We start from the raw sequence: 5,551 nt of genomic DNA, 5'->3' as shown, positions 1-5,551 counted from the left end.
GAGACATCTTCAACAATATGCGTTGAAAGTATGATCACCGCCTCATCACTCAGGCTGGCCAATAAGTTGAGGAAACGAGCGCGCTCTTCGGGGTCTAGGCCGGCGGTCGGTTCATCCACGATGAGAAGTTTAGGGTTGCCAAGCAGGGCTTGAGCAATCCCAAAGCGTTGCCGCATACCTCCAGAAAAGCTGGCAACGGCCTTCTTGCGCACGGCCCAAAGATTGACTTGGTTTAGCAGCTCCTCGATCATCTCTTTGCGCTCTTGGGGTTTGGAAAAGCCTTTCAATCGAGCAAAATGATCCAGGAGTTGAAGCGCGCTAACGCGCGGATAGACCCCAAACTCCTGTGGCAAATAGCCGAGTTGAGCTCGCAATCTAGTGGGCTGCTTTAGGACATCGACATCCCCAAATTGGATCGTCCCCTGCGTCGGCGCTTGAAGGGTTGCTATAGATCGCATCAAGGTGGACTTACCCGCACCATTGGGTCCCAGAAGACCAAACATGCCTGTTGGGATTGTTAGGTTTAGGTTGGAAATGGCCTTCACGCCATTGGGATAGATATGCGACAGGTCAGTGATGGTTAGCATGTTTCGGCCTGCCTATTTTGGTTTTTGGGAAGGGAGGAAATCTTCGTGCGGGTATAGCGACGAGGCATGCGATTGTGAGTTGACCGCTCCTTTACCGCCCCACCTCACGGCATCGCCTAACCGCACACTGCTCCCCCATCTTGTCGTGGGAATATCAAACCGGAGGTTCTGTGGTGAAGGTTGGAGATCTGCGGTGTATTGAGCGATCTGCTCCGTCATAATGCAGTTGTCACGCAAGATATCGGGGGCCGTGACATTGTTTAATTCGGCGGTACTTTTTAACTCATCTTCCGAACAACGAATGCTTTCGAAGAACCTAAAGGGCGCGCCTTTTATGCCTGTGCTTCGAACAGGTTTTCCCAATTTATCGAGAGTTTCTATCCATGCTCGCGCCGTCAACCGAACTGGGGCACGAGTTTTGGTCGGCTTGGCAATGTCGAGGTAGCTAATCTCACTGTTCCAAGTCGTGCGCTCGTTGAACGATTGATCAATAACGGAATGAAGTTCAGGCTTTGCAGCCTGTTTGAGAGCAGCAATCAAGTCTTGTACATTTGGATGAGGGCGGTCGGCAAAGCCGTAGCGCTCTACGAATGAACGTAAGGCAGCATCAAATGCTTTGGGCCCCATAGCCGTGCGAAGGCTGTCGAGAACAATTGGAGCCTTTCCATAGGCGAGATAGTCCTCTCCCTCTAAGGCAGATAAGGTCGGCTCACCAGTTTTTTCCTTGCCTCGCCCCGTCGCATAGGCGCGTTCAGCGTCACGGAAGTAAGAAAACGTAGGATCCTTTACGAACAGGTCTTTCAACACGATCCATGACGTCATTTCAGCCAGGCCCTCGGTAAGGACACGCGCACCTGGACGCGCGGAGGGCCTGACTTGATGCCCCCACCACATGTGGGCAACCTCGTGGGCAGTGATGTGGCTTACGTCGTCTACCCGCTTCCTGTTTTCAATTATTTGCAGCCAGCCACCATCCTCATAAAATGGCACAGTCCCCGAATATGCTTGTGCAGCGATTTCTACAGAACCATAAGAAGGCGTTTGAATGATGCGAAGCACGCCGAACGGATAGGGCCCATAGAGTTCTGAGAAGGTTTGCACGGAGCTTTTCATCGCGGTCATGATGACGTCAACATTGCGGGTGAAGCTTGGCAGATGATAAATCTCTAAGTCGACCGGACCATTCGCCAATTCAATCCTTTCGCGCTTCACGACATAATTGGCTGATTGGACTGCAAACGCGTTATTGATCTTGACGGGGGGACGGTAATGGCGCGTCACTCTGTCGTCTTTGACGGTCTCGCGCACCAATAGGCCAGGCGCGACTGGGATTTGGCCGACATCGGTCGACACAATGATATCTGCATCAACCCACGCGCTTCCCGGTGTATAATTGTTTTCGTCCATCATGGCATCCGAAAGCGGACGCTTTTCAGGAAGGTCGTATTTCTTGCGTTCCTTAGGATCGATTAGCCAGGAACCGCGATCAATTCGGACGCTTGGCACCAGTTTCGAACTTTCGATGAAGCTTCCGTTGGAGACGACTGCAGTTGGTAGGTCCGCACTCGCGACCGTATTCCCATCAATGGCGCTCTTGAAAGTAAGGTCCCGTTTTTCACCCGGCTTTAGCGGCTTGGTAAACGTCCAGACAGCAATACCATAATCCTTGATCTCTTCTTTGAGATTTGCACCCGGCATGGAGGCCGACTCAAGAAAAATAGAGCCATGGTTCAAAATGAACTGGGTCAGTGGGCGATTGGTGCGGTTCTCGAGAGTAAGGGTGCCGCTCGCTGTGGCCGTCACCTCCTTTGGGCGAATGTCGACTTCAAGTTTGAGAGCAACAATTGTCGGGCCAGGCCATCCCTCCAAAGGAGCGAGATCACGTTCCATCTGTGACGCCCATTTTTTGAATTCGTGAGCCGTCGCAAAAGAATTGACCACATTTGTGTGATAAAAAATCCAGCTCCCGGAAGCTAAGCTCGCAAGACAGACGACAGCCAGCGCATACCCATTAGCGGACCGGAGTACAATTGGAAGTGCGGCTAGCCTTGGCTTTAGTCTTTGCTCAACGCCACGCCGCCACATCAAGACGGCACTGAACAAAAATATACCTGCAATCAGGGTCCAGTGAAGTTGGAGCCAAGCGTTGTTCTTCCAAAAATGGGCTTGGCCATTGAAATCGCTCAAGGGTGCCAAATCTACGAACCCGAAGTCAAAGAGGACGTGGCCGACCCCAGTTAGGTCCGACAGGAGACTGACACCCATCGCCAGAGCAAAATAAAGCACCCACCCCAAGACCTTATTGGGCGTCACACAATGGCAGAATAATGCCACGGCACTGAACTGAAAAACGGAAAGCGCCATTGGAAGCCAAAGCCAAAGCGCTATCTTCCCCACTTCAAACAACGGATAGCCCTTGGCCGCCTGAGCCGCCATACCAGCGGCTGATCCAACCAGCACAAAGCTCATGGTCGCAAAGCAAACTACGAAGAGCTTCGGGAGGACATACACCCACGTGGTGGTCGGGGTTACGTCGATCAGCTCATGAATGCGCCGATCTGTATCGCTCCAGACCAATTCGGACGCGAAGATGGATGCAGTCAATGCAACCAATAGCATCGAGGGATTATAGAGCTCTTTCACGAGCAGTCGGGTCACAGGTTCGATCCCCCTGTCACCAAAACTGCCTGTGTTGTTGGCGATGATCCAAAACAAATAGATGGCACCTGCTATCAACAGGCCAAAAGCGGGGCTGATCACAATACGCTTGAGGTCTAGCGTCAACCTGGCCCAAATCTGTGTGCGCAGAGCAGCAAGGTCCAACTTGGGTTGATAGCGCTTTAGCTGGCCATCTTCAGGCGGCATCGGTCCGGCGGCGGCATCGATGCGGCGATTGCCCCAAAGGCCTCCACGGGTCCCTTGAAGGAGCCAAGCCACCAAAAGGCTCATGCCACCTATGCAGAGCCAATTAATGCGATTTCGGTAGAAGTCCGGCGGCAGGGTGAGGAGTTCTGTATTACGTTCATGAATAGAAAGCATGTCGTTGGCTATGAGCACAGACGCGAAGCCCGTCCAATCCAAAGCAACACGCATATCTTCATAGCCACCAAACTCAACCTTTGTAAGCGTGAAAACCCAAGCCCCAATCAGCAAGGCAATAATGATGTAGGAAACAAGCGCAGAACGCGCCAACGTGCCGACGGCGAAGAGAATGCAGGCCATGGACAGCAAGGTTGTGGCCATGATCGCAGCGGGTTGCAGCAAAGCCGCCAACTCAAAGTCTGGATATTTGTTGGCAGGCAGGCCCGGCCACTGACAGACTAGCCAAATCAACACAACATGAAGCAGATAAATCAAAGCGATTGGTAGCAAGGCACCAAAGAACCGACCAAAAACATAGCCGGTGCGTGTAAGAAGTGTCGCCTTTAATAGCTCACCGCTGCCCAGCTGTAGGTCGCGTACTACCGCCCCTCCCAATATGGCGGTCATCGGAACCATTAGGCCGACGACTATCCCTAGAAAGATCGGCAAGAAATAGGTCGCACTGGTCGAGACTAGCGACATGCCCGGATCAATGCGCATGGGTTCATAGAGAAAGATGGCTGAAGTCACTGAAAGTGACAGAAATGCCCAAGCCAGCAAATAGACATTGCGAAGCTGATACCAGGCCTCAAATCGCGTAACGGTCCAAAACATCTATGGTCATTTCTCCAATAGTTGGAGACTACAACGTCAGTTTATAAATCCGTCAAGGGAATCGCTGAGATTGTTGACCTTGGCCCAAAGGGGAGATGGTAAAGCAGTTGCTCTTTTGGAGAATGGTTGCTACTTTTGTAATAACAACACACGGAGGCACGCATGGTCGAGCTTAAAGTCAGACGAATTGGAAATTCCCTTGGTGTTGTGTTGCCAAAGGAGGTTTTGGCGCGCCTCAATACGACTGATGGAGCAGCGCTTTATCTAACGGAGGCACCAGATGGCACCTATCATCTTGTACCACATGATCCGGCCTTTAAGGCAAAAATGTCCGCCGCCGAGGATATCATGAAGCGCTATCACAATACCCTTCATGTTTTGGCGCAATGAACTCATTTGTTTGGCTTGAAGAAGCCGAAACCCTCATTATTCATGACCGACTGTTGGCCCTACATGGCGGTGCTAGCGGCCTTCGGGATATAGGGCTGCTTCAGTCTGCACTATCGCGACCAAAACAACATGCGAGCTATGCCGATAATGTCGACGTCATTTTTCTGGCCGCACTCTATACAACAGCCATCATCCGCAACCATCCTTTCGTTGATGGAAACAAGCGCACAGGATTTGTTCTGGGGATCCTGTTTCTGGAACTTAATGGCTGTCGATTTTTTGCCCCAGAGGATGTGTCTGCACAAGCCGCTTTATCCCTTACCGAGGGAAAAAGTGATGAAGTTGCTTATGCGCAATTTCTGAGGGAGTTCACGACCTCGATCTAATTTCGTCAAGGGTTTAATTTTGGTGGCTCTGGCACAGGGACGGTCCTGCGAAACTACCTAGCCCCAACCAAACTCGACGGCCAACCAATGCGGACGAGTAGGCCATCGGGCGCACCGACAGCGAATTCATACATACCCCAGTCGCGATGGCGCAGAATTCCGCCGGGTCGGATGATCAAGTCGTCGACAAGGGCCGCAATGGCCTCGACATGCGGCGTGCGGATGAAGACGCCAAAGGGGTTATGATCGACAGGTACGCGCCAAGGCCCCTCGCCTGCTTGGGTTACATGCACTTCGCAGTCCCAGCCAGTCAGGATGATGTAGTGATGGTCTCCGCCTGCCCTTTCGAACCCCAAACGTTCCCAGAAAGCAATTGTCGCAGGCAAGTCGTTGGTCGGCACAATCGCGAAGGCCCCAACGGACTCCTTGTTGGCCATCAAGGTCTCGTGAAAATCAGCACACCACCGACCGGGCCTTTGGGGGCTTGATCGA

The 5,551-nt window shown here is 52.3% G+C and carries 5 protein-coding genes; 2 read left to right on the top strand and 3 right to left on the bottom strand.

What is annotated here, in order from left to right; translation table 11 throughout:
• On the bottom strand, nucleotides 1-587 hold a 587-nt coding region (locus ACIQ20_RS15620; protein WP_395781925.1), incomplete at its 3' end, for an ABC transporter ATP-binding protein.
• 12 nt (nucleotides 588-599) lie between these two features.
• Nucleotides 600-4,283, bottom strand: a complete 3,684-nt coding sequence (locus ACIQ20_RS15615; protein ID WP_395781923.1) for a M1 family aminopeptidase — start codon at nucleotides 4,281-4,283, stop codon at nucleotides 600-602.
• A gap of 162 nt (nucleotides 4,284-4,445) precedes the next feature.
• On the opposite strand from ACIQ20_RS15615, the gene ACIQ20_RS15610 reads away from it, so the two are divergent.
• Together ACIQ20_RS15610 and ACIQ20_RS15605 are read left to right on the top strand one after the other, a co-directional pair.
• Nucleotides 4,446-4,673 carry an AbrB/MazE/SpoVT family DNA-binding domain-containing protein gene (locus tag ACIQ20_RS15610; protein ID WP_395781921.1) on the top strand — a complete coding sequence of 76 codons (228 nt, stop codon included), beginning with the start codon at nucleotides 4,446-4,448 and terminating at the stop codon, nucleotides 4,671-4,673.
• Nucleotides 4,670-5,059 carry a type II toxin-antitoxin system death-on-curing family toxin gene (locus ACIQ20_RS15605; protein ID WP_395781919.1) on the top strand — a complete coding sequence of 130 codons (390 nt, stop codon included), beginning with the start codon at nucleotides 4,670-4,672 and terminating at the stop codon, nucleotides 5,057-5,059. The genes ACIQ20_RS15610 and ACIQ20_RS15605 overlap by 4 nt, the downstream gene beginning before the upstream one ends.
• Nucleotides 5,060-5,112: 53 nt before the next feature.
• On the opposite strand, the gene ACIQ20_RS15600 is transcribed toward ACIQ20_RS15605, so the two are convergent.
• A partial coding sequence (locus ACIQ20_RS15600) for a hypothetical protein (protein WP_395781917.1) occupies nucleotides 5,113-5,551 on the bottom strand: 439 nt, incomplete at its 5' end.

Source organism: Aquidulcibacter sp. (assembly GCF_044346625.1).
In the GTDB taxonomy this organism is placed as follows: Bacteria; Pseudomonadota; Alphaproteobacteria; order Caulobacterales; family Aquidulcibacteraceae; genus Aquidulcibacter.
The sequence above is the reverse complement of the archived record's forward strand: the minus strand, read 5'-3'. Positions and strand labels throughout refer to the sequence as shown.